General features: G+C 42.5%; 35 protein-coding genes and 1 other RNA gene. 2 read left to right on the top strand and 34 right to left on the bottom strand.

The window, feature by feature from the left end:
- Positions 1-57 precede the first annotated feature (57 nt).
- The 34 genes from EI164_RS04675 to EI164_RS04510 form a co-directional block, all read right to left on the bottom strand.
- Positions 58-708, bottom strand: a complete 651-nt coding sequence (locus tag EI164_RS04675) for a hypothetical protein (RefSeq protein ID WP_192518829.1) — start codon at positions 706-708, stop codon at positions 58-60.
- A gap of 58 nt (positions 709-766) precedes the next feature.
- Positions 767-1039 (bottom strand): hypothetical protein, encoded by a 273-nt coding sequence (locus EI164_RS04670; RefSeq protein ID WP_225739107.1) that lies wholly within the window; start codon positions 1037-1039, stop codon positions 767-769.
- 14 nt (positions 1040-1053) lie between these two features.
- The gene (locus EI164_RS04665; RefSeq protein WP_192518828.1) at positions 1054-1404 is read right to left on the bottom strand and encodes a phage tail assembly chaperone family protein, TAC; all 351 of its coding nucleotides are present in this window, start codon (positions 1402-1404) and stop codon (positions 1054-1056) included.
- Positions 1405-1488: 84 nt separating this feature from the next.
- Positions 1489-1986: a phage tail tube protein gene (locus EI164_RS04660; protein WP_192518827.1), complete on the bottom strand. Its 498-nt coding sequence runs from the start codon at positions 1984-1986 to the stop codon at positions 1489-1491.
- Between the two features lie 29 nt (positions 1987-2015).
- The gene (locus EI164_RS04655) at positions 2016-2378 is read right to left on the bottom strand and encodes a DUF3168 domain-containing protein (protein WP_192518826.1); all 363 of its coding nucleotides are present in this window, start codon (positions 2376-2378) and stop codon (positions 2016-2018) included.
- Positions 2375-2878 (bottom strand): HK97-gp10 family putative phage morphogenesis protein, encoded by a 504-nt coding sequence (locus tag EI164_RS04650; RefSeq protein WP_192518825.1) that lies wholly within the window; start codon positions 2876-2878, stop codon positions 2375-2377. Before EI164_RS04650 ends, EI164_RS04655 begins: the two co-directional genes overlap by 4 nt.
- A gap of 3 nt (positions 2879-2881) precedes the next feature.
- On the bottom strand, positions 2882-3232 hold the full coding sequence (locus EI164_RS04645; RefSeq protein ID WP_192518824.1) for a phage head closure protein: 351 nt from the start codon (positions 3230-3232) through the stop codon (positions 2882-2884).
- A gap of 1 nt (position 3233) precedes the next feature.
- The gene (locus EI164_RS04640) at positions 3234-3476 is read right to left on the bottom strand and encodes a hypothetical protein (RefSeq protein ID WP_192518823.1); all 243 of its coding nucleotides are present in this window, start codon (positions 3474-3476) and stop codon (positions 3234-3236) included.
- A 33-nt stretch (positions 3477-3509) separates the two neighbouring features.
- Entirely contained in the window at positions 3510-3725 is a 216-nt protein-coding gene (locus EI164_RS04635) for a hypothetical protein (RefSeq protein ID WP_192518822.1), read from the bottom strand.
- 23 nt (positions 3726-3748) lie between these two features.
- Complete coding sequence (locus tag EI164_RS04630) at positions 3749-4042, bottom strand: head-tail connector protein (protein WP_413038439.1); 294 nt, start codon at positions 4040-4042, stop codon at positions 3749-3751.
- Positions 4020-5321 carry a phage portal protein gene (locus EI164_RS04625; RefSeq protein WP_192518821.1) on the bottom strand — a complete coding sequence of 434 codons (1302 nt, stop codon included), beginning with the start codon at positions 5319-5321 and terminating at the stop codon, positions 4020-4022. The genes EI164_RS04630 and EI164_RS04625 overlap by 23 nt, the downstream gene beginning before the upstream one ends.
- A gap of 5 nt (positions 5322-5326) precedes the next feature.
- Complete coding sequence (locus tag EI164_RS04620) at positions 5327-5524, bottom strand: hypothetical protein (protein ID WP_192518820.1); 198 nt, start codon at positions 5522-5524, stop codon at positions 5327-5329.
- A 127-nt stretch (positions 5525-5651) separates the two neighbouring features.
- Positions 5652-7013, bottom strand: coding sequence for a phage major capsid protein (locus EI164_RS04615; RefSeq protein ID WP_192518819.1), 1362 nt, complete (start codon positions 7011-7013; stop codon positions 5652-5654).
- Between the two features lie 3 nt (positions 7014-7016).
- Positions 7017-7667 carry an HK97 family phage prohead protease gene (locus tag EI164_RS04610; protein ID WP_192518818.1) on the bottom strand — a complete coding sequence of 217 codons (651 nt, stop codon included), beginning with the start codon at positions 7665-7667 and terminating at the stop codon, positions 7017-7019.
- Positions 7668-7832: 165 nt separating this feature from the next.
- Positions 7833-9551, bottom strand: a complete 1719-nt coding sequence (locus EI164_RS04605) for a terminase large subunit (protein ID WP_192518817.1) — start codon at positions 9549-9551, stop codon at positions 7833-7835.
- A gap of 77 nt (positions 9552-9628) precedes the next feature.
- On the bottom strand, positions 9629-9856 hold the full coding sequence (locus EI164_RS04600; RefSeq protein ID WP_149491831.1) for a hypothetical protein: 228 nt from the start codon (positions 9854-9856) through the stop codon (positions 9629-9631).
- Positions 9857-9865: 9 nt separating this feature from the next.
- A complete protein-coding gene (locus tag EI164_RS04595) occupies positions 9866-10270 on the bottom strand; it encodes a terminase small subunit (RefSeq protein WP_192518816.1) in 405 nt (134 codons plus the stop codon).
- 50 nt (positions 10271-10320) lie between these two features.
- The gene (locus EI164_RS04590) at positions 10321-11550 is read right to left on the bottom strand and encodes a GIY-YIG nuclease family protein (RefSeq protein ID WP_192518815.1); all 1230 of its coding nucleotides are present in this window, start codon (positions 11548-11550) and stop codon (positions 10321-10323) included.
- Positions 11551-11803: 253 nt separating this feature from the next.
- Positions 11804-12133, bottom strand: coding sequence for an HNH endonuclease (locus EI164_RS04585; protein ID WP_192518814.1), 330 nt, complete (start codon positions 12131-12133; stop codon positions 11804-11806).
- 186 nt (positions 12134-12319) lie between these two features.
- Positions 12320-12709 carry a hypothetical protein gene (locus EI164_RS04580; RefSeq protein WP_192518813.1) on the bottom strand — a complete coding sequence of 130 codons (390 nt, stop codon included), beginning with the start codon at positions 12707-12709 and terminating at the stop codon, positions 12320-12322.
- A 454-nt stretch (positions 12710-13163) separates the two neighbouring features.
- A complete protein-coding gene (locus EI164_RS04575) occupies positions 13164-13739 on the bottom strand; it encodes a hypothetical protein (protein WP_192518812.1) in 576 nt (191 codons plus the stop codon).
- On the bottom strand, positions 13736-13990 hold the full coding sequence (locus tag EI164_RS04570; protein WP_192518811.1) for a hypothetical protein: 255 nt from the start codon (positions 13988-13990) through the stop codon (positions 13736-13738). Before EI164_RS04570 ends, EI164_RS04575 begins: the two co-directional genes overlap by 4 nt.
- A 159-nt stretch (positions 13991-14149) precedes the next feature.
- A complete protein-coding gene (locus tag EI164_RS04565; RefSeq protein ID WP_192518810.1) occupies positions 14150-14620 on the bottom strand; it encodes a class I SAM-dependent methyltransferase in 471 nt (156 codons plus the stop codon).
- Positions 14617-15135, bottom strand: a complete 519-nt coding sequence (locus EI164_RS04560) for a hypothetical protein (RefSeq protein WP_192518809.1) — start codon at positions 15133-15135, stop codon at positions 14617-14619. Before EI164_RS04560 ends, EI164_RS04565 begins: the two co-directional genes overlap by 4 nt.
- 28 nt (positions 15136-15163) lie before the next feature.
- On the bottom strand, positions 15164-16228 hold the full coding sequence (locus EI164_RS04555) for a hypothetical protein (RefSeq protein WP_192518808.1): 1065 nt from the start codon (positions 16226-16228) through the stop codon (positions 15164-15166).
- Between the two features lie 368 nt (positions 16229-16596).
- Positions 16597-17181 carry a hypothetical protein gene (locus tag EI164_RS04550; RefSeq protein ID WP_192518807.1) on the bottom strand — a complete coding sequence of 195 codons (585 nt, stop codon included), beginning with the start codon at positions 17179-17181 and terminating at the stop codon, positions 16597-16599.
- On the bottom strand, positions 17174-17770 hold the full coding sequence (locus EI164_RS04545; protein ID WP_192518806.1) for a hypothetical protein: 597 nt from the start codon (positions 17768-17770) through the stop codon (positions 17174-17176). The genes EI164_RS04550 and EI164_RS04545 overlap by 8 nt, the downstream gene beginning before the upstream one ends.
- Complete coding sequence (locus EI164_RS04540) at positions 17760-18161, bottom strand: helix-turn-helix domain-containing protein (RefSeq protein ID WP_192518805.1); 402 nt, start codon at positions 18159-18161, stop codon at positions 17760-17762. The genes EI164_RS04545 and EI164_RS04540 overlap by 11 nt, the downstream gene beginning before the upstream one ends.
- Positions 18122-18406, bottom strand: a complete 285-nt coding sequence (locus EI164_RS04535) for a helix-turn-helix transcriptional regulator (protein ID WP_192518804.1) — start codon at positions 18404-18406, stop codon at positions 18122-18124. Before EI164_RS04535 ends, EI164_RS04540 begins: the two co-directional genes overlap by 40 nt.
- Positions 18407-18938: 532 nt before the next feature.
- Complete coding sequence (locus tag EI164_RS04530; RefSeq protein WP_192518803.1) at positions 18939-20345, bottom strand: hypothetical protein; 1407 nt, start codon at positions 20343-20345, stop codon at positions 18939-18941.
- 116 nt (positions 20346-20461) lie between these two features.
- A complete protein-coding gene (locus EI164_RS04525; protein ID WP_192518802.1) occupies positions 20462-21517 on the bottom strand; it encodes a GTP pyrophosphokinase family protein in 1056 nt (351 codons plus the stop codon).
- A 53-nt stretch (positions 21518-21570) separates the two neighbouring features.
- Entirely contained in the window at positions 21571-22812 is a 1242-nt protein-coding gene (locus EI164_RS04520) for a tyrosine-type recombinase/integrase (protein WP_192518801.1), read from the bottom strand.
- 163 nt (positions 22813-22975) lie between these two features.
- Positions 22976-23334, bottom strand: a transfer-messenger RNA (tmRNA) gene (gene ssrA / locus EI164_RS04515).
- A gap of 85 nt (positions 23335-23419) precedes the next feature.
- Entirely contained in the window at positions 23420-24091 is a 672-nt protein-coding gene (locus EI164_RS04510) for an alpha/beta hydrolase (protein WP_192518800.1), read from the bottom strand.
- 269 nt (positions 24092-24360) lie between these two features.
- On the opposite strand from EI164_RS04510, the gene tyrS reads away from it, so the two are divergent.
- A complete protein-coding gene (tyrS, locus tag EI164_RS04505) occupies positions 24361-25572 on the top strand; it encodes a tyrosine--tRNA ligase (protein ID WP_192518799.1) in 1212 nt (403 codons plus the stop codon).
- A gap of 123 nt (positions 25573-25695) precedes the next feature.
- On the top strand, positions 25696-25951 hold a 256-nt coding region (locus EI164_RS04500), incomplete at its 3' end, for an IS1 family transposase (protein WP_192518798.1).

Genomic DNA, 25951 nt, shown 5'->3' with positions numbered 1-25951 from the left:
CTGGGGTTTCTTTGAATAACTTTAATCAGTTTGCCGAACGAATAGAATAAATATCCGTCAATTCATGCACTTTAAATAACTATCGGCGCCATAATCTATTATCGCCTGCTCTTTTTCTATCTCGGTGCCGCCAACTGGCATAGAATAAGCATCTACAATAAGAGAGGTCGTTTCTATATAAGTTTCTTCAATTTCGGATTTTCGATACCTTTCATTAAAGATACGTTGCTCATACTCTTCTTGGTTCAGAGTAAGAATCTCCTTAAGAGGTAAGTTTTCCTGACGAGAACTCATGATAGTTGAAGCATATTCAGCCGACTCACGACATTCTTTGCGCTTTTTTAGTAAATAGTTTCCAGAGTAAGAATTAAACTTTTTCAATTCACATGTAGTGCTGCTATCAATCCCAAATATTTCTGCTTCATATGCCTGAGAATGAGGAAAAGTACGAACTGGCTTCATCATAGCTTCAGTATTCAACGCATACATGTATGAACCGGCATCAACTAAAGGGCTAAAATCTTTTTCATACTTAGTGCTATTTTCCATCATTTCTTTGAATGATGCACCATGTTGCCAGTTCATCATAATATCTTCTGCAATAACACCAATTTTCTCACAGTTAATGTTTTCAAAGCTTTTGTATTCTAATCCTGCATACGCAATACTACTTAAACACAGCAAACCAAGAACCATGAGTCTTTTCATACTCTACCGCCACAGTTAAAAGAAAGTAAACTATAACCTATGAGTAATGTCCGAGCAACTAACTATCAATCTGTTCCTCAAAACCAACCTCAATATCATCTTCATGCGGCATAAACTCAAGCGGGCTTACCCACTCCTCGCCTGCAAGCCCTTTATTGATACTCATCGCGATGATGTTTGCCGAAGCCTGCTCGACACGCCTGCCAGTGTTTAGGCTGCCTCGTCTGTGACGGTACTCAGCCCATTGGTTTATCTCAAGCATGGTTAGATTGTTTTTAACCTGGTGAATTGTATTGCCGCCGATGCCTGCCAGCGCAAGCTCAAAAAGCAATTCACGCTCGCCCGCTATGAATCCTTTTTTCTCTTGGTCTGCATCGCCTTTTTTATGTTATCGGTATCCCATACTTTATCGAAAATAGCAGAAGCTAGTGTTTGTACAAAACTATCTTCTACTTGCTTTTTGGTAAACATTACCTTATTTTTATCATCGACTAGCGCCTTACTGATCCAGTCTGATGCCACGCTTTCGCCATCATGCATACGCTTTAATAGCAACTCAGTTTCAAAGAATGGCAGTTGCTTGATGCGAATATCGACGCTACACTCTTCACCGTTATGCCAAAAAATTACTTTTTCATCGCGCACTTGTGAGACAAGGCTGCCTGATTTAATATCTGATAACTGGAACTCTTTCATATTTAAAACTCCAAATAAATAAACCCCTTCAATTAGGGGCTTATTGTTGATTTTCTTTAGTGTTGGTTTTCTTTATTTAGTGGCCTACGGCGTAGTCTTGTATGCCGTTATAGCTCGAGACTGACGCTTCATCGAAACAGTATTCTTAACCAATGAATCGGCATCGAAGGTAGGCGCGCTATTTTTCAGTAGGGCTGTGAACGAGGTCCAAGTCCGACCTTCAGGCAGTGTTACTACGCCGGTCAAATCTTCCATGGTTGGTACTACCTTACCGTCAGACCAGCCGACAAATACTTCTACGCCTTCACGATCATCAGCAAGCTGCAGTAAAGTGATATGAGTAGCGTTTTCGGGATCGGTATTAATCGTGATAGACCCTTCACCCGGTGTATTCAGTCCATAAGTCGACGTTGCTGAATCCTCTTCCTCCAAGCAAGTGTCAGGGATGTCGGTTGGACTATCATCACCCAATACAATGCCAGTAATACATGCCATCTTAGTTAGTATCGCTGCACCAGCTTCACCGTGCTTAATCCAAACACTCGTGCCTTGAGCGAGTACACCTTTTTTAATCTTAGCCATAATGTTATTCCTGTTAGTAGTGTGTTTTCTTAACGCTCTAAGATCCAATTTGCATCGAATCCACGACCATAAAGTTTTGCCTTGCTGTCATATAGACTGATAGATGGATTTGATACCCAAGATTCTTTTTCGAGCGCAGCTCGACAAGCATCGCGTAACTCATAAGCGGTCTTTGCATCTGTTGCGTAGACCATCAACTGATACTGCGTGTCGTCAAAATTTGCAGGCTCATCCAAATGATTGTTTGCGTGCCCTGAGATTGTTTGCCAGACAATGTATGGCGTTGTTGTGCCTGGCGGTGCAATATCTTCAAACGCTTTACTTTCAACATTAATGAGTGCCGCTAAGGAAGCATCTGCCTTAAGAGTTCGGTATATTGGTAAAAAACTCATAGCTTGGCAATCTCCTTGTCCAGCTCTTCTGAGAATGAGCGTTTGAACTCAGCTTGTACTGCATCTATATTGTTATTTAATGCCGGTCGCAAGAACGGGGTTGCTGACTGATGCGCCGTACCAAATTCAGGGAAACGCCAGTACCAAGTATCGCCGCCGGGGTTTTTCTTATCTCCTTGGGTTTGATACCTGCGACCTACTCGGCCCGCCCGCCTATTGTCTGCATTGGTGCCATACTGTTTAGCGCCTCCTTTGACACCAACCCTCATCATCACATTATCAACACCTTTGGTTTTGCCAGCCTTGGTAATAATGTTTTTCCAAATCCTCTCAGGGCTGTCTTTGTCATCGAGTGCTTTGGCGTTGAGCACAGCCGCTTTTTTGACGATGTTCATTGCTTTACGTGAAGATCGTGTAGCAGCATTCTTAGCCTTACGTTGGTTGCCAAGCTGACGTAGCTTTGCTTGAACCTCATCGAGTCCGGTTATTTCGTTTGCCATAGCCTAGTCCTTGAATGCTTCGACCCCAGCGCTTAGGTTGAAAGTAGTATGTTCCACTCCCGTGTCGTTATCATCCAAGCCTTGTGAGTCAATGGCGAAGATACGCCCCTTCCAAATAACACGCATAGTCGTATCGATGTCAGTGCGATAACGCACTTTCATACGTGCGGTTACTTCTGAATCCGCAGCTTGAGCGCTTAACAAGTCTTTGGTAGATAGCGGTGTAATCTTTGCCCAAAGCTTAATGTATTCGGTCCATTGCGATGGCAATTCATAACCATCATCATCACGACCACCTTTTATATACTCTTGGATAATCACTCTATGGCGTAGCTCGCCAGCATTTACTGCCATATCATCCGTCCATATCTAAAAAGGTAGAGCCTGTCTGCTCATTGTCGTCTTGCTGTTCGACAAGCTCGTTTAATATCTCATCGTGTTGATCAAGCAATCGTAATATCACTCGCTCTTTTTCAGCCGATTGCTCAATCAGTACGTTATTTTGTTCGACCAGTTTGGTCACCAGCGTTATTAAGCTTGGCAATAAGTTGCTTTGCTCGTTTTCTGGCTTCTTCGGTTCTTTGTTTAATCCACTCACGGCGGGCCTCGCATCCTTTACAAGCCATTGTTGTCAATCCCCTACGTTATCTTTAGGATCGTCTTTGATTGATACGACTTTTGGTTTTGTTGTTTTAGGCTTTGCGTCTGCAGGGTCTAGAGTTTTGACGGCAAGCACATCACCTTTTTTTAATAACTTATGACCTTCATTTTGGCTGACAGAAACAGTCTCGCCCTTTTGCACAATGGTTCTGCCAATCATCATGCGTTTTAAAGTAAGTACATACATAATCAGTTCCTTATAAACATCTTTTAGATAGCAGTTGGTTTGCGATACGGCCATAGCAAAGTCCGTACAGGAGCAGGTAAATAATTACCATCGCTAGGCATGTCTTTATCCATGTTGCGGTGGTAGTCGTAATAACCGACTAGCAGCAGGGCTGCGACCTTGATATCAGGGGTGGTATCTGGCGTGACCTTATCTGTTATGTATCGATTGATAGCAGCCTCAGCAGCAGCAATATAAGCTACTAGCATTGGGTCATTACTATCATCGTCATAACGAAGGTGATGCTTTGCCTCTTCAAGCGTTACCCAAACCATCATCTTCTCCTTGTTTTGGTTCTTCATTTGTTGGAGCAGGTGTTTTGGCGAACGGATCAGCACTACTATCGCGCTTGGCGATAGCAGCAAGGCTAAAGTTCTGCTGCTGAATCATTGGACTTTCACCGCCTGATACCGCTGCATAGCCAAGCTCAGCGCGCGCTTCATTGGGCGATAGTATGGCGGCACCAATACCTTCTTTAAGGAATGACATCTGACTGTTTGAATCCATACGCAGTAGGGCTTTTAAATCAAACTCAACTTCAACACCGCCTTCTAAGTCCAAGTGCTGATTGAGTAATGTCTCAATGGACTCTATGTAGTGCTGTAGGCAGTCGCTATAGTAGATATCGTTATGGTCGCTGACCTTGCCGCTGGGCAATGGTGCAAGCCCAATCTTGAATGCGGGAACGCTAAACGCCGTACAGATAATTTCACCTGACATCTTCAGCTGCTCAACCAATTGCGCGTCATTGGCGGCGACTGATATTGGCACGTAATTCATGCCATCACCCATTACCGCTGTGCCACCGTTACCTTTTCCTGAATAGTTTTTTTGCCAGTTTTCTTTTAATTCTTTGCTGGTCTGTTCAGTAATCGCCCCCGGCGCAACCAATATTCCAGATGGTCGTGAGGCGTTCGCAAAAAATGCTTGGGCATTGCGTTGAATGCTGATGCCTTGACTGGCAGACAACGCACAAGCAACGATAGGTGATAGGCCAACCAACGGGTGGTAGAAGCAGTTAAAGCGGTCATGAATAATCTCAGACGCAGGAAGCACAACATCCTCATCTAAATCAAACAAACGATCCTTACGGACTTGATAAAACACATTGCCGTTTGGGTCGACCAATGGCTTGGTGCGTTCAGGATTAAGTATCTGTAACTTCCATACTTCGCCATAGATATTCCGGACTTTCCATACATACGTGTTGCCTGATGTGGCTTTACTGGTTGCCCACGCTTCGGCAAATTGCTGCCAGTTTTGAAAGTCGTTAGGCTTGGCTAGTAAAGTATTGATGCAGCTGGTACAGACCTGACTGACGCCCTCAACCTTTCTTTTAGTCTTGATTTTGAGCTTACCAATATCTCGGGTAATCAATGACACACAAGCAAACACGGCATGATGGCGCATCTGGTCGTTCTTGCTGACTTCAATCTCTTCGTTGCGTTGCCATGCGCCGGTAAACGGATCATGTATGGTATGCCAAACATCACCGCCATTAACTGGTTGGGCGGTGCTTGCAGATTTTTTGCCGGTGAACCAATCAAGCATGCCCATAATTATTACTCGCTATCAGTTTTAGTAGTTGCTTTAGCCTTTGATTTGGTTTTAGGCTTTGGCTCAGTTGATGGTTTAGTTTCGATACCGTCATCGACGATAGCAAATCCAGTCAATACTAAGACGTTGCCTTCAAATTCAGTGACTTCATCTAGCATTCCTGCAGGACCGTTAGGTGCGTCTTGGATATATTTAATTCTCATAATGACCTCTTATTTTTTTAGGAGTAGATACGGATAGCGAAGGAAGGGCACTACCAATACCTACTCATAAAAAAACCTCAACAATATGTTGAGGTTTTGGTCAATTTCAAACTATATCAATTTATCTTTATGGGATTACATTGGTGTAATTAATATAAGCAGCTGCAGTTACGCGACGTTTCGCCCAAGTGATATGACGTTCAGCACGAATGGCCGTCATGTTTTGTTGCCACAGATTTACTAGTACTTGCTCAGCGTCAGTGCCCATATTAATAGTTGCTTGATCACTAAATGCAATTTCAACCGCGCCATCGTCAGCAAGATAAAGCTCAGATGGTTTGATTAAAGCGATGACATCAGCGGCGGTCTCAGATTCAATGACTGGTAAGCCTTTGAGTGTTTTCTCGCCAAATGGCGCGTCCATACCGCGATAGTATGGATTACCTAGCGCATCGGTCAGCTCGCTCATGTCACTGGCACGGGTTTCGCTCATGACGTAATAAGCGCCTTTTAAAGACAGGCTATTACTAATAAATGCCGCACGTAAAGCTGCAAGATCGGCTCTATAGTTATTGACAGCGGTGCCCGTGTGGTCGATTTTGGTAGCGCCGTTGAGTACACCGGCAGGGCGCTTGGTGGTTTGTGCACCGGTATCAATAAACGTGTTATCAATAAGTGCAGCACATGCCTCAATCATATCGTCACGTAGCATTTGGTCAGTGCCTGGTGAAGATAGTTTAAGTAAGTCATCAGTACGCACGACAATACCGGCCAATTTATGATGCTTAATTTCGACTGTATTGAATGTCGGATTGGTCGCGGGCTTTGCTTCGCCTTCACCAACCCAAGCAGCAATACCGCCAGTCGCCATGCCTGGAATTGTGGCATTAAACGGGGCGGCGCGCATCTGTGATGATAATTTATCAACAATGGTCTCAGCGCGTAGCATTTCGATAAACTCATTGGCGAGCTGATTTTCTACAATCAACGCGCTTGAGTTAGAGGTATCGAGTACGACTGCTTTTTCAAGTGCTTGAATAACGCGTGGGTCCATACCTTGATGCTTGGCAATGTCGAGTGGATTGACATAGTTGCCGTTCTTTTGTTGTAACACTGCCAAGGCTTTGGCTTTGGTTAGCTGAGCAAAGCCGATGCCTTTTTTAGCATGGTTAGGCTTGACAGTCGTGACGCCTTTAGCAGATTTTACAGGGTCAGTGGCGCCTTTTGCACTTTCTTCAGCTTCTTCTTCGCTTTCACCCGCCACTGGTGTGGCGTCAGTGATTGCAGTTTTTGCATCATCAATGAAGCCTTCAACTCGTGCTAAATTGGTTTTAAGGCGTTCAATTTCAGCTTCTAGTACAGCGATTTCATCTTCTTCACCGTCGTCAGCTGTGCGACCATCATCAGCGGCTTTGGTCATGATGCCTTGAATCTTGCCTTTTTTAGATTTGATGGTTGCAAGGATTTGCGCGCGTTGTTTTTCCCACATAGGTCATTCTCCGGATAGTAAGCGTATGCTGCCCTGATTAGGGTCAACTAAGGTGATGATTCGAGATTGTTTTAAATTTGGAACGCTGGTGCTGCTTGGGGCTTTTGTTTGCGGCTCAGTTGCCGATGGCTCGGTCTTCACTTTTGAAGATGGGGTTGTATGATTTTGAGCATCCGAAAAGGCTTGTTTGATTTTTTTAACACTGGTAATCACTGCGTCAGGGTTAGCAGGGACGGTCACAGCAGAAAGCTCATACCATTCCCACTCTTTAATATGCAGACCCCAGCTGTCTTCGAGATAGTTGTATTCAAGCGGTCTAAAACCAATGGATAGACACTTGACCAAGCCGGACTTAATGGACTGCCACGCCTCGTCAGTGCGATTCTTGAGAGTGCCCTCCTCTAAGATTTTGACAATAGTGGCAGTGATCTCAATGCCTTCTTCTGTGACGATTGCATCAGTAACTTCGCCAATCGGTTGATTGCAGTTGTGCTGCCAAAGTAAAGGAATGGGCAAAGCGAATTTAGCGCCGACCATATCTAAAATGTCATTATCACGGTCCTGCTTCGGCGTCGATGCGATGCCTGTGATAGTGCGCGTCTCTTCGTCTTCGGTTATCGCTTTAACCTTTAGTACGCTATAAGCTTTAGTCATAAGGTTTCTCGTTATAAAATTTGGGCAAAATAAAACCGCCTTTATTGGCGGTCTTGACTATTTATGAGGATGTTGTGGCTTTGGCGGAGTAGGTCGTGAGTAGCCAGAACATTCACAAGAGCCACAAAATATAGCCCTTAGAATTCTGATTAACATAGTTGGTCCTTAAACAAAAAACATTGTGGGAACGTCTGATTTAGGAACTTCAGGGTTTTCGCTCATCAGTGCGACTGCGTTTAGCATGCCAATAACTGGGTCAATCTTGGCGGTACCACTCTCAGCTTTTGATAGCATCGTCCCGCTACCTCTGACGACTGTGCGGCAATTACCAACCGCCCACGCCATAATGTTTTGACTAGCGTGCAGCATATCTTTACGCGCAATCTTATTCTCAGCGGTCTTAATATAGCCTGACATCTTAAAGCCCTGCGTCACACCTATCAGCATCTCACTTGGTATGCCAATCATAACGAGCTCATCAATCAGCGCCCCAATACCTAGTGGATCAAGTCCAATCTTATTAAGTTTGCCACTGTCAAAGACCTGCTTAGCAATATTGGCGAGCTCATCTGTTTCATCGCCAATGTTTTTGACAATAGATAAGTCGCCTTGCTTCTCAAAATCACGCAGCGTATCAGAGATAGATTTACGGCGCTCCAATGCTATCTCATGGCACCATGCACGGGTCCATACCCACCACGGCTTAACCTGTATCTTTTGCTTGCTGACTTTATCTTCATACTCACGGATAACCGTTGGCAGACGGCCAATAACTGCCATTCCTAACAAATCGTCAAGCCCGCCGCCATCAATGCCCATGGTGATGATTTCTGACGCCTCTATAAGCTGCTCTAAAGTAAATGGGGTTGGTGCTGCTGCTTTTTCCCAAAACTCACTGGCAGCCCATCTATTAGCCCTCATTGATACACCGATTTGAACGTTCAAATGTTTTGCAGTGAAATCCTGCAATTCTTCTTTGCCTTCGTCAGCCGCTTTCTTAAACTCACGCTCAATATACTTCTCATTAACTGAAGCATTCATATTGGGATTGGTGATATACCAATTCTCTTGCTTGAGATAAAGCTCGTCATCTAAATACTTTTGTGGAAACTCGTAAAGCAAGGCTAGAAACTGAGGATCATCAATCTTTCCGTCTCGAACGCCCCTGGCATAATCCAATTTCTGTTTCATCGCGCCTGTTGGTGGTTCATCAGGCATGGTTGTTAGGTAGATAACAAAGCCTTCCGGTCTAGATGCAAGACCACCAGTTGCCTCACGTAGCATTGAGCCAGCATTAGCTCGTTTGCCAAACAGCCACAACTCATCGACCAATATATAAGACGCCTTAATACCTGCCAGCGCCTCTGATTCAGCAGCAATAACCTTTAGTTTTGCGTTTGTACCTAAGTGAGTAATGGTGCGAGTATGCTCTGACACGTTAAACATAGCTGACAATTCAGGATCAGCGGCTATCATATCTCGAGCTGGATTGAATGAGTTGCTGGCAACCTCTTTGGTTGGTGCAATAATCACTAAATCAGCACTGTGTCTTTCATTTAAGATAAGCGCGGTCATCATAATGCCGGCGGCCAACGTAGACTTAGCGTTCTTCTTCGCAATAAGTAGCATGAACTCGGTAATCATGCGAATGCCGGTTTCAGGATCATACGCACCAAAGATAGATGCCACAAAATCCGATGACCACTTGAGCGACGCTTCGCCCAATGTAGGCTTGCCAATCACATCAACCAAGATAAGACTGTTAAAAACCCTTAATGCAATATCAGCAACTTCTTGATTGAGCGGCGCGCAAGGCAATAATGATTTTTTCTGGACTATGCGCTTCTCCCAATCAGGTAGCGCCGTGGTCCATTTAGTAATCATTTATCGTCGCCCATAAAAAACCGCCCATTAAGGCGGCTTGTTATCTATTATCATTTTAATGGAGTACATTCTTTGATTTATTCGCCCATCGCTTTTATCATTTCTATATTTATGAGCGCCTGATACTCTCTATTGGTCGCGTTATAATCCAAGCACCACTCTACGCTATGTATGCGATACCGCTGCTTATTGAACACCAAGGTGTCGCCAAAGCTTGGAACTTGTGAAAGTATGCGGCGACTAAACCGCTTTACATCGTTTCTGATATAAAAATTAATAGCGTAATGATCTGGGAATATAGGCATGGGAAATCCTTATTGTATTTTGTCTGACTGCTGACCAAGTGTTGCAAACCTGCCACTCTTAGTTGCTTCGATGGCCTGCTCTTTCTCGCCTACTTTTTTACCGGCCGGCGCAATTCTTGCGTACATATATGGCATAAGCGCCTTAGCTGCATCTAATGCAATCTTGGGATCAGGATCGTTGCATAACTCTTTGAGTACACTTATAGGGTCAACGTGTTCTGTTGCTACTTGTACGCGCTCAACGCTTTTCTTCATATCATCAATGTATCGTAATACGGCAGGGTCTTTAGCTAGGCGACTGCCTGCTTGTGGTGCGGTTTTTTCACTATACCCCGCTTCAATCGCTGCTTCTGTTTTTGACATGCCCTTCCCAAGAGCTTCTGCAAACAGCCTCTTCTTAGGGGTGAGTGCCATTTTCGATACTCCATTAAAAAAGCCCTACTAATTAAAGTAAGGCTTTTTGGTTAAGCTGTTAGTTGTATTTGTTCGGTGCTTGCTAATTTTTTTAATAGCTTTTCTATAGGTTTTATTGTGGTAAAGCATTCAGTATGGCCCCCAAACCTTATGTTTGGCTGATATCTATACCTAGCGACAATTTTATGCAGCCTTTTCTCTAAGTCAAAAATATAACCTGCTGTACCTTCTATAATATAAAGACTTCTTACATCATAAGGTATCTTGTTATTACCACAAAACCTTTCTTTTATAGATTTATGAGTTATACCTATTTTTATAAAGCTCTCTGAATTACTGTGCATAGTAACGACATACAACAAAGCTCTTCCACCACTTCTAGCTTTACACATTTTGATATAACTGGATCTACTCCAACCGCAAGACTCGTCTGCACCACATTGCGGACAACCTCGCCCTGCTAAATGTCTCTCTATCCTTTGATTGAATTCACCATGCAGTGCACACGTTATAATAACATTGGTTTTCAGGTCTTTATAAACAACATCCTCGTAACTATATCTACCTGAATGCACATCATTGGCTTTACAGATAAAGCTATCACGCCTAGCTAGTAACGAGTTTATCCTCTCAACACCCTTCTTCTCGTCTAGTTCTTTCCTTTTCTGCTCCATCTTTTCTTTAGCACAATCAAAGCAACCAAATCCTTTCAAATGCGATGACAGCTTGCATGAAAATTGGCCATGTTCACGACATATAATCAAAATATCATCGCTAAGATAGACACTTGCAACCACTAAGCCATAGTCATACTTATTATCGTGCACCTCTTTACAGGCTCTGACGACCCTTCTTGGTGCAATTTTTAATCTATCTTTGGAACAGTCTGGACAACCTTTGCCACGCAAATGCTCCACGCCTTTTTGATAAAACCAACCGTGCTCTTGACAGTGGACACCTACCTTCTCACGAGCTTTAACGTATCGGTCTTTACTATAAGAAAAAAGGTGATTATGTTTCTTACTAGCTCTTTGTTCAAAATCCTCAAAGACCATAACTTGTTTTTTATTATTCTCTACAACTTTCAACTTACCGCATTCTTTGCAGCCATAACCTTGTAGGTGCGACTTAGCGAGCTGCAAAAAATCACCATGCTCAGTGCAGGTAATTTTTATTTTTGTACGGCTGTTTATGTAAATTGAGTTTGAGTAGTCGTAATTATCACCGTGAATGGCGATTGCCTTTTTTATAAAATCTGCTGTAGAATTACGGTCAGTCATCTTGATAGTCCAATATCAGATAGATTAGAAACGCCTCATCTATTGCAAGTAGTTGGGGTGTTTTGCTGTCCATGTACAATATCATTTATTAACATCGATGTTAACAATGTGCTTTTATTTATACTATTTATGACTCATAAATTTTTGTTTAACATATTTGGTACGACAAGTTTTTTTCATAAATGAGGTGGAGTGAGGTGTCCTGAGGGTTGCAGTCGAAAACTAGCAGATAGCCCCCCGGGTATATTATCAATTACAAACTCTCTCTACCTGTTAAACCAACCTTACCTGATTTACTTTCCAAATTCGTTTTCAATCGATGGCATTCAGTGCATAAAATCTGCAAATTACTTTCATTGTCGGTACCACCAACGGCGACATTAACTATATGGTCAAGCTCAAGCTCACCGCCGACGCGCTGGCAAGACTGGCACGTATGCTTATCGCGCATAAGTATCTTGTCTTTCAAGCGGCGCCAAGGTCGACCACCACGGCCATGTCCCCATTTAGACTTTGGCTGATGAGTATCGAGACCCATCTTATCTATCGCGCCCAGTCTTGGCTTTAGTGCTTTGAGTGCCATCGCTTGTTACCTCATATAAAAAATGCCCGGACCATTCAAGGCGGGGCAAACTGGTTAAGATATATCGAAATTCTGACCTATACTATGTCAAGGTAACGCTCTACCAACTGAGACATAGACGCTTATTTTTGGCTCAAAAAAAACCGCCCAAATGGACGGCCTCTTATACGCGTAGTTACTATTACTTCAAAGGACGTGTCCATTATAAAAATCTAGTACCACTGGCACTATTTTACTAAGTACATCTTCAATACTTTCATCCAAATAATAAAACCAGTAAGTTTTATTATTGAGTGTAAAGTTACTCAAGGTAAATTCATTGCCTTCAAAAGTCTTAGTTGCAGTTAGATCAGCAGGTAAAAGCTTTTGGGCCTTAAGAGACTCCGCATCTCTACCAATGAATGCTGCAGCTATGAACTTCGAATCAGAGTTAGAATTAGGATAGCCGTTGTCGCTCAATATAGTTCTAGCATACCTATTTGCTTTTTTATCTAAATTGTTAACTGTTGGCTGACTCTCAATTAACTGAAGAAGTATTTCTAGCGCAACCGATTCTGACTTATTTAATTCATCCATAATAAAACCTTCCTTAACTCGTATTAATTAATCAAGGTAGTTATATGGTGACTTAATATTATTAATCAATTGTTTACTATTATAATTATCAACTTATTTTTAGCGTTCGTTATTGTGTACAAATCTCAATCTTATCTACAAAGCCCTGGGCCCCGACCACACCTCTATTCGCCCTAGCTCGTAAGAAGTTAAGCCAATAAGCTTTGGCGCAGGGCTCTTTCAATTCTTGATGGTAGTCATAGGCTTGTTGGTTAGTTAGCTCGCACATTGCAGCCTGCCAAATCGTAGATGTAAAAAAACCCGTTATGGATAATCACATAACGGGCAAAACGTAGGCATAAAAAAAGACGAGAGCAATTAAGCTATCGTCTTGTATTTATTTGGCTGTACTTACAACTGAAGCCAGTATGACAAATACTACCCCATTCGGGGGCCATGGGTCAAGCAGTATCAATTAGCGAGGATTATTCAGCTGTCTGCGATACTCGCTAACACAGTAATCAGCCTTGCCAACCATATCAAACAAATCATGGGTCATCTGCTTTTGGTAGGTCAGCCATACATTGGTGTATGTACTTGCCTTCACTGCAATGCCTGAGAATCCCAACCGCCCTTTAACTGTATAAATATCCCACAACTCATATAGTTCAAAGTGTAACACCATACGCGCCATCAGCCATGCTAGCTCTGTCAGGCTATGAGTGCATGCCTGCGGTGCGCCGCGGCCGTCTTCCTTGCACCGCCTCATCATGTTAGTTGCCAAACGATAGACCACCTCATCAAAATAGTGTGACCAATCCCAATTAGTATCACTACCCCATAATAATATACTTGCCAGCGCTTTGGCTGGCTCGTCGTCAATCATGGCAATGGCGGCGCAGTGGCCCTCGCATTTAACTTCAGGAGACAATCCGCCATGACCGCCGTTAAGGTTGGCAGTTTTATCACCCATACTATTTTTTAGCCACTCTCCATTGGTTAGCTCTAAGGAAGGACTTCTGCCAAAACTTGTCTTTATTATACCAATCACTTTTTATCTCCTTCTACTTCTGCGCGGACTTCCAAAATGGTTGGCTCTTTGATTTTGATGTTCGTCATCTTAGTGCAATGACTGCACTTGGTTCTTTTGCGATTCTCAAGCTTGCGAGCAAGCAACTTATTGCGGGCTTTCTCTCGAATCAAATCTTCTCGATAAGCATCTAACCTTTCCTTGTACTCATCAAGCCCATCCACATACTCAATCGCTGTAGTGAAAGGGTCTAGTAGCTCAAAACAAACCATGCACCTTATCGTTCTAGTAGCTCTGTCGATATTTATGCGGGCGTGTTCACATGAATTGACAACTTCGTATTCTCTTTTATTGAATTTTATAATCTTCATAAGGAGCCCTTAATCATGTATGTATCAGTATGTTCAAAGTAATGGGCCGTGCCAGCTGCTTCATACCGCCTCCTTTAAAAAACATATCCAATGTGTATTGCTACGCTTACCGCTGCGGTGTCCTACTACTGGCTTTTGGTCTGTCAGTGCCAAAATATCTTTTACTGGAATCTGGTCTTCATTCCATTTAAATATCAGCGTACCGTTGGGCTTGAGCACTCTAAAACATTCTGCAAAACCGTCTCGAATCATAATTGGCCAAGTTTCATCGAGCTTGCCGTACTTGAGTGCCATCCATGAATCCTTGCCAGCTTTACGCAAGTGAGGCGGATCAAACACAACCATGTGAAACTGCTCATCATCAAACTGTAGGTCGGTAAAATCCATCACCATGTCTGGCTCAATAATCAGTTCGCGGCCATCGCATAGTGTGTGCTGCTCACTGCGTTTATCGGTAAACACTGCTCGCTCATCCTTTTTATCAAACCAAAACATTCTGCTGCCACAACATGGGTCTAGTATCGCCTTCATACCGCCACCCTCCGCAACTCCGCCAGCTGTTTGTTAATCTTCCTATCTACCTCACTACCAGGCTTTACCACGGTGCGCTCATACTCAACTTGATGTGACTTAGGGATAACGAACGTAGACCCATTCTGATGCTCACTGATCACTTGCTCATACACACTCGTGAATGTCTTCAGAAAATACTCATTAGCATTTTTAAGCTTCCCCCAGCCGATACGGTTTGCTGTTTCTAAGACCACTGCATGCAGCCACTGGCGTTTAACATACTTGTCCTCAATCAATCCGCATTGATTGCATGCGTTGTCAAAAGCTGCATGTGCTGATGGATATTCACTGGCTTTCGGTGCTCGTGCTAGTGCCAAAAATTCTTTGGCATTACTTGGTACCCAATCTTCATCAAACGATAATTCACTAGCCTTATTAAATTCAGTTTGGGTAATGGCTTTCATGGTTAAGTACCGAGCCCAAACTAAAACCATATCGAAGGACCAGTCGAAATCATCTTCACGGGTTTTCATCTTGTTTTTAAACCATGCTTTCCACTGCTTAAAAAGTACCCTCAAAGCTTCCGTCAGCTGCTTGCTGGGCGATTGCTGATTGCTCTGCATAGTATCGTTCTGCATCTGCATCGAGTTTGGCTGCATAGCCTGCTGTGGTGCTAGTGTCGAATTGCTGATGCTGACTGTTAGCTGATTGATTGTTCGCATGATTATTCCCCTGATAACTTATTGGATTTGACTGGTGGTAGCGAGATATTGCTTCATCGCATCGTTGGTCACTGCTGATTGCGTTCTTAATCAATACTTGACTATTTTTCTGATGCCATGAACTTTGGATCACACTAAGCATTGCTAACTTAATTTCATCTGAAGAAAACTTTTTAAGTCTCGCTTTTACTTTGTCTAACCAAACATTAGGTTTAACGTCTGCTGATTTATTTTTACCGTGATTGTTATTCCAATAATCAATTAGGGATTTTGCTTGTTCGGTTAATACATCAACCTTTTTAGACTTACCGTTTTCAACCTCATCACTATTATTAGTATTCTTATGTAATAGTTCTTGTGTAATAGTTCTTATGTAGTGGTCAGATTGACCATGCTCGTTAGACAGATTGACCACCCCTTTGGACAAATTGACCATGCTTTGGGACAAATTGACCATGCTTTCATTTTCTAAGGGTGGTCTATTTGACCACTCTTGCTCACCTACTAGCTCTTTGATCCTTGATATATTTAGTGAGAATTTATGCATATTATTAAAGCCTGGTGACATAGTTATCACGCCTAAATCAGCTAGTTTTTCTACTGATCTGCGTATTGTCTTTAGACTTAATCCAGTTCCATATCGCTTATCGTTAGCAAATTGTGAGTAAGCAATCGTGTCCTCATTACGATCCCAACCACCAGTTTTGCACCAAATAAATTGAAAACAGGCGTAGACACTTCCGTTTTTTAGAACCTTTTGCATCTGAAAAATTATATTTGGCACTCTTGTGAAATCATTATTTAGTAGCTCTTGTCTTTCGCCATCAATCATACCGTTAGCGCATTTATGCCGCTTCGATTGGTATAAGCCGTCACCTTCATTTTTTTGTTTGTCGTCGCTCATTACTCAGCCCTCCATCGATTAGCGGGCCATAAGCTTTTTGATTTATCGCATTTAGTTGCTTGAACGGATGTTATATCGCAAACAGTTATGCTATTATCTTCGTTGTGGTTATTAACCACTGACATGAATGATGTCGCTAATCCTTGCTGTGGAGTTAGCAACAAAGTATTTATCAGTTCCAAGAAGCCTGAGCGAATCGCTCGGGCTTTTTTGTAGCTGTTACTTTTACGCGGTGTGGTAGTCATCACTCCCTCCATGCTTACGGCTTTGTTTGGAAGGCTTACGCGAAGATTGGTACTTCGTGTAGTGATTTTTGCGCTTAGCGCGTCGACGGCTCTGCTTCGGTGGTGGGTAACTGTTTTTCATAGTTACACTCCTACGCTGGCAGGGCTGACAGACGATATGGTGTTATTAACCGACTCCAAAGTGTGGTATAAAATATCGGCCCATGCGGTGGTAGAATCGTGTGATAAGCGTGCCAGCGCAATGGCTTGACGTGGGTTTGTCTTTTCTTGATAAATCATATTTAACAGAAGACCCACATCATGCAATGCTTGGCTTGCACCATCCATTTCACTAGCGATGCTTTTCAGCGTTTCGACTGGCATGGTGATATCATTAGTTTTGGCGGTAGTTTTTTGTGGCGGAGCGCCGTGGTATAGCGTGGCTATCGCTTGGCGGTTTGCTAGAGTGTTATGAAACAAAGAAGGGGTGGTGTCGTGGCGGCTGACCTTGCCATCAGATCTATAATGGTATGTCTTGCTGTTAGTAGTGAAACAGAGACAACCATTCTCTTCGTCATTGAATAGTCTGTAAAGTTCATTACCTACAGACGGGCACAACACAATATCACCAGCATCAAAGGTTATTTGACTGGCTATTGAAGCAATAGATTTAGGAGCAGCGTTGCTTTTAGAGGTTTTGTTTGAAACAGTGGTGTTTGAATTACCCATGTTGGATAGTCCCTAGTAATTTAGTTAGTTTGTAGTCACCCATAAAAAAAGGGCGACGGGTCTTAACTACCGTTACTAGACGGTTGAGCTTATTCCCCCAGAAGGGTCTTGTATTAGGCTCTATCAACCCGTCATAGATGTTCGCACTTTCGACAGTGCTATATTTATGACGTGCCTGCAATGCAGACGTATTCTTATTTATGCCGTTGGTAAATCGCTGGTAGTTAGTCAGGCAGATTTTAGGCACAAAAATAGCCAAGGAATGACGGTTTGGCTTAACCGCTAGTAATTTAGTAGTAGGGCTATAGTAACGCTTGTTATCATGACTTGTAAAGCATTGTTTTTTACAATCTCTAAAATTAAATAAGTGGGTAATCACCCCTGTTACATCATTTTTTTTATTCATCATTATTGGCAGATATTTAGCAAAAACCTTTGCTTTAGGTAACATATTTATATTGCCGCTAATAAAACTCGAATTCGTATCATTTACGCTCGAATTCCACACATTTACACTCGAATTCGTGTGATTTACGCTCGAATTATTACCACTAAGGGGTTTTAGGTTGGTTTTGTTGTTATTGGTCATTTCTTACGTCCTCCACGTTAAAAGTGCTTAATAGAATGTCGGTGTCATCGTTTGACAGACACACATCTTCGCCCGTTCCGCGAACATCGGTAGGCGTAACCTTACCGTTCACGTACCGGGCACGCTCTTCCTCCTCTAACCAATAGAGATTAAATCGTTTACCATTTTTGACAGTGGACTTACTTTGTATTTCCATGCCAGCTTTTCGTAGGTCATGTACGCGCTGCGCAAGGCACATTATTTGATAGCGCTCGTAAGACTCCAATTTTGATATTGTTGCCCCGGTAATAAGGTGTGCTTTGATAGTGTCTGTTTGTGTTGCTGTTAATGTCTGCTGTGGAGTAATCATCGCTATGCTCCTGCTGTTTCTATCGATTGACCTTCGAGCCATGCAATCACTTCACTATTACGCCAAGCCGTCATAGTGGGCGATAACTTAACAGGCGCTGGAAAACGTCCATCTTTCGACCATTCGAACAGCGTAGTTTTACTGAAAGGCACAAATGGTAACAGCTGGCTTGCTCGGCTCATTCCCTGAGGAGGTAAATGGTTAATAATGCTTTTACGTGGCTCTTGTTCAGCGCTATCTTCACCATAAGAAGTGAAAGGGATAACCGGCGTGTCTGTGATAGTCATGTTTATAACTCCGTATCGGTGGGTTACGTGCCGCAACGTGGTGTGGCGGCTTACATGTTTATGCTAATACTAGAGGTATAGTGGTAGGCAATAGTGGCGGCTTAAAGTAATACCGTTGGCGTAGGGTGGCACCCAGCTCAAATAGCACCCTAATTAGTACGCCAATTCATCCCAAATAGGATGCTATTTTTGTATGAGTTGAATTTTTGACAATAAAAAAGGCGAGCATTTAAGCTCACCTTTCTTTTGGGTTTGTAACGACAGATATTGCGATAATAATCTTGGTCGCACTTGAAATATGGCCAAGATATAAGGCTTCATGCTGCAAGGGATAGATGTCCCCAGATTTGGGAATATCTAAATCCTATAGCATACTTTAGGGTGGCAGCTTAAGGTGCCACCTTATACCCTCAACCCTGAAGATAATTAAATAGATGTACTCAAACTTGAGTACATCTAAACAGATCCCAAGTTTGGGTGCATCTAAATCCTATAGCATACTTTAGGGTGGCGGCTTAAGGTGCCACCTCGTTTAATCAATCATTTTATCGTTATAAAGGATATCAACATCTCTTAAAGTAGCAATAAGGTCAGTCGAGGTCTTTTTACTATTTAAAGGAGTTAATATTGATCTAATTCTGCTTCTTAACTTACCATCCTTTAAATTTAACTCTCCAGTTATTCGATCAAACTTACGAGTATTAAATCGTGTAATATCTTCTGTATCACTAGCTTTGTAATACCTTTTCCAAACTTCGATCACTAAATGTAACTCAGGCGGATATTGATTTTCATCCATTGACTTCCAATTGTATAGTTGCCAATCGCCATCCTGACTTAATGTCTCGATATCACTAAACCCTTTTATTACGGTCTCAAGCTCTTCTATTTTAGATTTATGTTTTATGCTTTCAGCTTCCCAATGCTGTCTTAGCTCCTCACTATTATCTTGTTTGTGCTGCTCAATCTTATCAAAAAGACCTTTGTTCTGCCTTTCAAGCTCTTCATACTTCAACCTAAGATCTTCATAATCTGCAGTCATCTTTTTAAGTTTTCCAATGGTTTGATCACTAACTTCATCGTCATATTTTAGCTGGTTAGTACTCACATCTTCATTAGTACGTATTTCGGTATCTTCTATTTCAATAGCTTTAGAGTCCGAACCAATCAGATAGCCCACATCTGAATACTTAAAGTAAAAGCCTTTGAATGGCTCCCTATCTGATGTTACTGTACCTGTTTGATCATTATCAAGAACACCGTAAAAAGCCCGTAATATCTCGGTAGGATTTTTGTATTTATCCGATTGAGAAACTAATGAATACACTGTCCCTTCTAGTTTATATAAACCAATATCATTTAGCGGGATACTCTCAAGTATCCCCTCAATGGCAACCCTTAATGGATTTCCTGCTCCAAAGCTTCCACCTTTTTTAAAGTCACTACCTTTGCTCAAACTGTTTACAAAATCATTTACAGCAATATATTTTCTACGCCTATCTTCCATCTTTTTATTAGTAATGTCTTCTATTTCTTTATTTTCAAAACTGGGCTTTGCTTCTGATAGGTCAAAGCTTTCTATATCAAAGCTCACGCCTAAAATGTCTATTAAATCCTTACTGAAGAACTTAGTTTTGTCCACATAAGCGCTGCGGAAAAACTTATCTTCGCGCAAGTTATAGTAATTTTTAATGTCACCACAATAATAATCTATTGCTATTAGAAATTCACCACCTGGGTAATACCCGCCATAACCGTTGTCACGGAATAACTCTATTCCTTCAAGCCATTTCTCATAAACTGGCGTGGAAGTACAATGAAAAAACCGCACTACATCTTCTTCACTATCATTAGTAATATTAGCAACAATAGTTATAGCTTTAGATAGCTTTATAAAATTTTTCTTATCTTGCTGTATAGCTTTAGCCAATAGTCCCATGGTCCACACCCCTACACCCTTTTATTAAAATAGGAGCAAGGCAGTGACAGTTTAAGGGTGTGAATATCTGTCGTTCGGGGGATCAGCCCTAGCCTTGCAAAGTTTTTAGCTGAGCATCAGCCCAGCTTTTGGCATATGCTCTTTAGGTTTTTAATAAACTCTTGAGTATCTAAAAAGTAATTCGGATAAGCTTTTTTAATGTCCTTCAGGTTACCCGCCGCTATTAGCACCACTTCTATATTTGGCTTGTCTTGCGTTGCAATCTCACGCATTTTATAGAAATCTTCGGCAAGCTCTAACTGTAATTTGGTAAAAGCGACAAGGCTAACCGCGGGATGGTCGCCGCTAGTGTTTAACTCCATGACGTGATATTCATCAGTTTTATCACTCACATTATCAATATGTTTAGCAGTGATGATTAAGCCTGTTAGCTTGGCATATATCTGTAGTTCTTTCTCTAATGCCATCAGCTCAGCAACCCAGGTGCTAGGTTCGTCTTGGCTAAACACATCAATTACGGGCTTTTTCTCATGGTGGGCAAACAATACACTAGCCAATTTAAAGAAGCGTTTAAACTCTTCTGCTCCTTCGCCTGTCTTGAATGATGACTTCTCCACCAGTCCTAGTGTTTCAACCGCTGTTGCCCATGAATGTTGTAGCTTAGTTCTAATCTGCAGCTCAATGAATAAGCCGTTCAGTTCGGGTGCTATAGTGCTTTTATACTTAAAGACTTGATGCAAACTTCTATAACCGTCATCTTTTGGCCTTTCAATGTAGTCATCTGCAGGTAGTAGCGGCTCATGGTCGAAGCGCGCTTTAGTTTTAATAATATCGTTATGTAATCGATAAACATCATTAACGGTAGGCAACACAATGCGTATGCCGCCGATGTCCTGCATACGTGACAAACTCATAGTTTGAAAGCGGTTAAGTTTACGGATGATTGAAGGCGTGCGCTTTAGACGCTGCGCGATGATGGGCGACTTAAAGCCTAGTTGCTTAACCTTACCGCGCAACATTGCTTGAAAAGTGTTAATAGTATAGCTATGCAAGGCACGCCACTGCGACAACACCGCCATAGCATCGTTAAATTCATCGGTAGTGGCATCTTCTTTAATTAAAACTTTGCCAGCTTTTTTAACCTTTTCGCGGCTTGGTACAACGTGTGTCATTGCTCTGCCCTCGTTAGTTATTATTTTTATATCATAGTCGGTGCAGCATGATACTAACCATGCTTTTGTGTTTGTTGTTTGAAACTAGCATGAATGACGTTATCTAACTTGCCAGCGTAGGCATCATCAATGAAGTTTGCCCATTGGTGCATCATGTCAATTCTGTATGGTAGATGCTGAGCACCGTTATAGGCCGCGCTAATTTTGTTTTCTCTGTCATGTGCTAATTGCAGCTCTATAGCTTCGTGCATAAATTCTTTTTCATGCAAGGTCGTGCTGGCAAGACCGCGGAAACCATGGCCGGTCATTCGACCTTTATACCCCATTCGCCATAAGGCAGTAATGAAAGCGTTTTGACTGTACGGCTTACGTGTTGAGGTATTAAAGAAAACATATTGATCCGAAAAACCCAGCTCTTTGATCTGTTTTAATATTGCCATTGCTTGTGGGGCCAGTGGCACAATGTGCAAACGCCTTGCTTTCATTTTCTCAGCAGGTATGCGCCATAGACCGTGTTTATAGTCAACCTCTGACCACTCCATAAAACGTAGTTCACTGGTACGGACAAACGTGTAGCACATAAACCATAAGCCCAATTTGACCAGTAAATCACCCTCATAGGCGTTAATATCTTGCAGTAGTTTAGGTAGCTGTTGAGAGGTTATACGACTGTGGTGCACTGTTTTACGCGGTTTAATAGCTTCTGCAAGGTCTGTAGCGGGGTTATGCATTGCAAGTCCGTTACGTATGGCATGCTTGAATATTTGACCGACTTCTCTAATAGTGCGTTTGGCCATTTCACCAGCGCCGCGCGCTTCTACTGTCTTACCAATAGCTAAGACATCAGGCGCGGTTATATCATCTATATTTTTATGGCCAATAGAAGGCTTAACATCACGCATGTATGCAGAATAATTACGAGAGAAGGTGCTTTCTGCTAGATAGGTTTTACGTTCGGCATACCAGTCTTGGGCGACTGTATCAAATATCTTCTTGCCGTCTTGGTTAGCCTGCTGCTCTTTCTTATGGTCTTTAGGATTTACGCCGTCTGCTATTAAGCGTTTAATCTCAATATTGCGCTGGCGTGCATTTTGAAGGCTCATTACTGGATAGGTGCCAATAGTAAGAGTTTGCTGCTTACCTTGCCAGCGATAGGCACTGATCCATGATTTAACGCCAGTATAACGAACCCATAACTGCAGTCCGTTACCATCACTGTGCTTATCTGGTCGCTTTGTATCAATAGACGTGCTACTGGGCTGTAGCTTATTGATAGCGGTATGGGTTAAAGGCATGGTCCTATCCTTTGTTGGTATTGTCCATGTTGGTACTGCTCAATACCAACAATAATACCAACATTCTATACGGAACGCCATAGGACGGGATAGAACTTAAAACCTGAAAAACGCCCAAAATAAAGGGCAGACAGTCTATGACGGTCTACCCTATATCGTTGTTTGGTGGAGATGGCGGGAGTTGAACCCGCGTCCGCCAGCATTACGCTCATGAATCTACATGTTTAGTTTCTGTCTTTAGTTTTAGTCCGCACCGATCCGACAGTCAGGATGGATTGGACGATTCTCTACTTTTGAACCCAAGCGATTGAGACAATCCCTTGTGGCGAACCTATATGCGGACGCTTCAACTGGGCTAACCAACTATAGGTAATCGGCAGCGCAGTAAGCAGGGTTTATGCTGCTAGAGCGTAATTTTCGTCGTTTGCGACTATAACAATATATGTTTAATTTACGAGAGGACATATACTCTCGACATGCATCATTGAGTTTCATTACCAGCGTCGAAGCCAGAACATCCCCAATAAGGTCAGTTATTATATAGTAGGTAGTGGGTAGGTTTCAACCTTTATAAACCCTGTATTACATTACGTTACAGCTCCATTATCTAGGCCAAGACGCCATTTAACCATTGACCGATAGCTTGAATCTGCGGCATACAGACCTGATGCGCCATTGGATAAGTATGATAAGCCACATTATAGCCCTTTTCTGATAGCAGCTGCTGTGCCTGCTCGCCTAACACAGCAGGAACCACCGGATCGTGAGTACCATGCTCAATCAAAATTGGCATGTCTTTATTAGCGGTACTATAATCAATATTATCATTGGTTGCCAAGTACGTAGAGAGTGTCATCAAGCCAGCCAAACGCTTTGGATAGCCAAGTGCCACATGATATGCCACTGCCCCGCCCTGCGAAAACCCTGCAATAACAATATGCTCAGGAGCCACGCCGCGCTCAACTTCACGAGCAATTAAATCATTGATTTGTTGAGCAGACTCTTCAATTTGAGCAACATCGATTTTACGCTCAAGGCTCATCTCCAAAATATCGTACCATGCTGGCATGACCATACCACCGTTTACCGTCACGGCACGCTTGGGTGCATGCGGAAAAACAAACCGTACTGCCATATCTTTAGACAATCCAAGTTGCGGTACCACAGGCTCAAAATCGTGACCACTCGCCCCTAAACCATGTAACCAAATAACAGCTCGGTCTACTGTCTTGTTAGCAGGATTGTGCTCAACGATAACAGCGTCTAAATAGTCAGTCATAACGTATCCTTAATATTGTTTGAATGTTCAACAAAACTTAATTGAAAATAAAATATTTTTGTAACAGTCACTGCTTTGTCATCATTTTTTAAAAATTATCAGTTAACTTAATATATGAATCAATGAACGCAATGTTGTACTTATTTTTTTGGCAATTTACCTTAAAAAACGCTAATATATCTGCCAAATTCTAACATCTTTTGACGGCGACGAGATTCTAAATCATTCAAACGCTGCAACCCTTTAATAAAGACAATATAGAGACTCTCATGACTGAGCATACATACACCCTAGAAGAACAACTGGCCATTATTGAGCGCGGCACGCAGGAAGTGTTATCAAAAGACGACTTGGTAGCCAAGCTTAAGCTGAATCGTCCATTGCGCATCAAGGCAGGATTTGATCCCACGGCGCCTGATTTGCATTTGGGTCATACTGTGCTGATTAATAAACTCAAGCATTTTCAGGACTTGGGTCATGAGATTTATTTCTTAATCGGTGATTATACGGCCAAGATTGGTGATCCTTCTGGCAAAAACAGCACGCGTCCGCCATTGACTGATGAGCAAATCAAAGCCAATGCCACGACCTATGCTGAGCAAGTATTCAAAATCTTGGATAAAGAAAAAACTCGCGTGGTCTTTAACTCTGAATGGTTCAATGACATGTCAGCGGCAGATATGATTCAGCTCGCCAGTCAGCAAACCGTTTCGCGTATGCTTGAGCGTGATGATTTCTCCAAGCGCTATGCCGCGCAAACCCCAATCTCTATCCATGAGTTTTTGTATCCGCTCGTACAAGGTTATGACTCTATCGCGCTAAAAGCTGATGTCGAGCTTGGCGGTACTGACCAAACCTTTAACCTATTGATGGGACGTACGCTACAAGGTCGTTATGGTCAAGAGTCACAAGTTTGTATCACCGTACCGATTTTAGAAGGATTGGACGGCGTTAATAAAATGTCTAAGTCTCTAAACAACTATGTGGCTATCTATGATGCACCAGGCACCATGTACCAAAAAATCTTATCTATGCCAGATACGTTAATCCGCCGCTACTTTGAGTTCTTAAGCTTTAAGCCAATGGATGAAGTCGAAGGTTTAATGGCAGAAATGGAAAACGGTCGCAATCCACAAGAAATCAAACGTACCTTAGCCGAAGAGCTCATCGAGCGTTTCCATGATGCTGATGCCGCTGCCAATGCACACAAATCAGCGGGTAATGTGTTGGCTGATGGTGAATTGCCAGTTGATTTACCAGAAGTAATGCTTGATTTAGAAGGTCAAGATGCATTATTTATCACTCAGATATTGAACCAAGCCAAGCTCGCTAAAAACAATTCAGCAGCCAAAGACATGGTCAAACGCGGCGCTGTCAAAGTCGATGGCGAAGTTGTTGATGGTGGCTTTAGTCTAACCTCAGGTCAGACGGTCGTGATTCAAGCTGGCAAGAAAGGCTATGCGAAAGTGACGGTGGGTTAAATTAAAATAACACATTTACAAACTTGAGCTATAAATAAAGATATAATATTGGTGGTGTGTCAGAAAGTATGCTGAAGAAATAAAGGAGGGTGACAGCCAAAGCAAGATGATATATTTGAGGTTATGAAGACACAAATAGATATCAGCTGCCCCGACTGTCACAGTCCCAGTTTAAAGAAAAACGGCAAAAAAAGCTATGGCAAGCAGAACTACCAGTGCAAGGACTGCAAACGTCAATTCATTGGCGACCATGCCTTAACTTATCATGGCTGTCACTCTAAAATAGAAGACATCATACGGCTAATGACGGTGAGAGGTTGCGGTGTTAGAGACATAGCTATTATAGCCTCAGTCAGTATCGGTAAAGTATTGGGCACCA

The sequence above is a fragment of the Psychrobacter sp. FME13 genome (assembly GCF_014861395.1).
GTDB lineage: Bacteria > Pseudomonadota > Gammaproteobacteria > Pseudomonadales > Moraxellaceae > Psychrobacter.
Note: the sequence above shows the minus strand (reverse complement) of the source record. Positions and strands in the feature narration are given on the sequence as shown.

Excerpts from the sequence above, each read along its gene's own strand:
- EI164_RS04615 (WP_192518819.1), bottom strand. The coding sequence starts at position 7,013 with ATGTGGGAAAAACAACGCGCGCAAATCCTTGCAACCATCAAATCTAAA.
- EI164_RS04650 (WP_192518825.1), bottom strand. The coding sequence starts at position 2,878 with ATGGCAAACGAAATAACCGGACTCGATGAGGTTCAAGCAAAGCTACGT.
- tyrS (WP_192518799.1), top strand. The coding sequence starts at position 24,361 with ATGACTGAGCATACATACACCCTAGAAGAACAACTGGCCATTATTGAG.
- EI164_RS04660 (WP_192518827.1), bottom strand. The coding sequence starts at position 1,986 with ATGGCTAAGATTAAAAAAGGTGTACTCGCTCAAGGCACGAGTGTTTGG.
- EI164_RS04550 (WP_192518807.1), bottom strand. The coding sequence starts at position 17,181 with ATGGGTAATTCAAACACCACTGTTTCAAACAAAACCTCTAAAAGCAAC.
- EI164_RS04675 (WP_192518829.1), bottom strand. The coding sequence starts at position 708 with ATGAAAAGACTCATGGTTCTTGGTTTGCTGTGTTTAAGTAGTATTGCG.
- EI164_RS04585 (WP_192518814.1), bottom strand. The coding sequence starts at position 12,133 with ATGGCACTCAAAGCACTAAAGCCAAGACTGGGCGCGATAGATAAGATG.
- EI164_RS04510 (WP_192518800.1), bottom strand. The coding sequence starts at position 24,091 with ATGACTGACTATTTAGACGCTGTTATCGTTGAGCACAATCCTGCTAAC.
- EI164_RS04610 (WP_192518818.1), bottom strand. The coding sequence starts at position 7,667 with ATGACTAAAGCTTATAGCGTACTAAAGGTTAAAGCGATAACCGAAGAC.
- EI164_RS04580 (WP_192518813.1), bottom strand. The coding sequence starts at position 12,709 with ATGGATGAATTAAATAAGTCAGAATCGGTTGCGCTAGAAATACTTCTT.
- EI164_RS04560 (WP_192518809.1), bottom strand. The coding sequence starts at position 15,135 with ATGAAAACCCGTGAAGATGATTTCGACTGGTCCTTCGATATGGTTTTA.
- EI164_RS04625 (WP_192518821.1), bottom strand. The coding sequence starts at position 5,321 with ATGGGCATGCTTGATTGGTTCACCGGCAAAAAATCTGCAAGCACCGCC.
- EI164_RS04630 (WP_413038439.1), bottom strand. The coding sequence starts at position 4,042 with ATGATGGTTTGGGTAACGCTTGAAGAGGCAAAGCATCACCTTCGTTAT.
- EI164_RS04620 (WP_192518820.1), bottom strand. The coding sequence starts at position 5,524 with ATGAGAATTAAATATATCCAAGACGCACCTAACGGTCCTGCAGGAATG.
- EI164_RS04600 (WP_149491831.1), bottom strand. The coding sequence starts at position 9,856 with ATGCCTATATTCCCAGATCATTACGCTATTAATTTTTATATCAGAAAC.
- EI164_RS04665 (WP_192518828.1), bottom strand. The coding sequence starts at position 1,404 with ATGAAAGAGTTCCAGTTATCAGATATTAAATCAGGCAGCCTTGTCTCA.
- EI164_RS04645 (WP_192518824.1), bottom strand. The coding sequence starts at position 3,232 with ATGGCAGTAAATGCTGGCGAGCTACGCCATAGAGTGATTATCCAAGAG.
- EI164_RS04555 (WP_192518808.1), bottom strand. The coding sequence starts at position 16,228 with ATGAGCGACGACAAACAAAAAAATGAAGGTGACGGCTTATACCAATCG.
- EI164_RS04540 (WP_192518805.1), bottom strand. The coding sequence starts at position 18,161 with ATGGCTCGAAGGTCAATCGATAGAAACAGCAGGAGCATAGCGATGATT.
- EI164_RS04590 (WP_192518815.1), bottom strand. The coding sequence starts at position 11,550 with ATGACTGACCGTAATTCTACAGCAGATTTTATAAAAAAGGCAATCGCC.
- EI164_RS04655 (WP_192518826.1), bottom strand. The coding sequence starts at position 2,378 with ATGAGTTTTTTACCAATATACCGAACTCTTAAGGCAGATGCTTCCTTA.
- EI164_RS04595 (WP_192518816.1), bottom strand. The coding sequence starts at position 10,270 with ATGGCACTCACCCCTAAGAAGAGGCTGTTTGCAGAAGCTCTTGGGAAG.
- EI164_RS04605 (WP_192518817.1), bottom strand. The coding sequence starts at position 9,551 with ATGATTACTAAATGGACCACGGCGCTACCTGATTGGGAGAAGCGCATA.
- EI164_RS04520 (WP_192518801.1), bottom strand. The coding sequence starts at position 22,812 with ATGCCTTTAACCCATACCGCTATCAATAAGCTACAGCCCAGTAGCACG.
- EI164_RS04535 (WP_192518804.1), bottom strand. The coding sequence starts at position 18,406 with ATGACTATCACAGACACGCCGGTTATCCCTTTCACTTCTTATGGTGAA.
- EI164_RS04525 (WP_192518802.1), bottom strand. The coding sequence starts at position 21,517 with ATGACACACGTTGTACCAAGCCGCGAAAAGGTTAAAAAAGCTGGCAAA.
- EI164_RS04565 (WP_192518810.1), bottom strand. The coding sequence starts at position 14,620 with ATGAAGGCGATACTAGACCCATGTTGTGGCAGCAGAATGTTTTGGTTT.
- EI164_RS04545 (WP_192518806.1), bottom strand. The coding sequence starts at position 17,770 with ATGACCAATAACAACAAAACCAACCTAAAACCCCTTAGTGGTAATAAT.
- EI164_RS04570 (WP_192518811.1), bottom strand. The coding sequence starts at position 13,990 with ATGGTTTGTTTTGAGCTACTAGACCCTTTCACTACAGCGATTGAGTAT.
- EI164_RS04530 (WP_192518803.1), bottom strand. The coding sequence starts at position 20,345 with ATGGGACTATTGGCTAAAGCTATACAGCAAGATAAGAAAAATTTTATA.
- EI164_RS04635 (WP_192518822.1), bottom strand. The coding sequence starts at position 3,725 with ATGTATGTACTTACTTTAAAACGCATGATGATTGGCAGAACCATTGTG.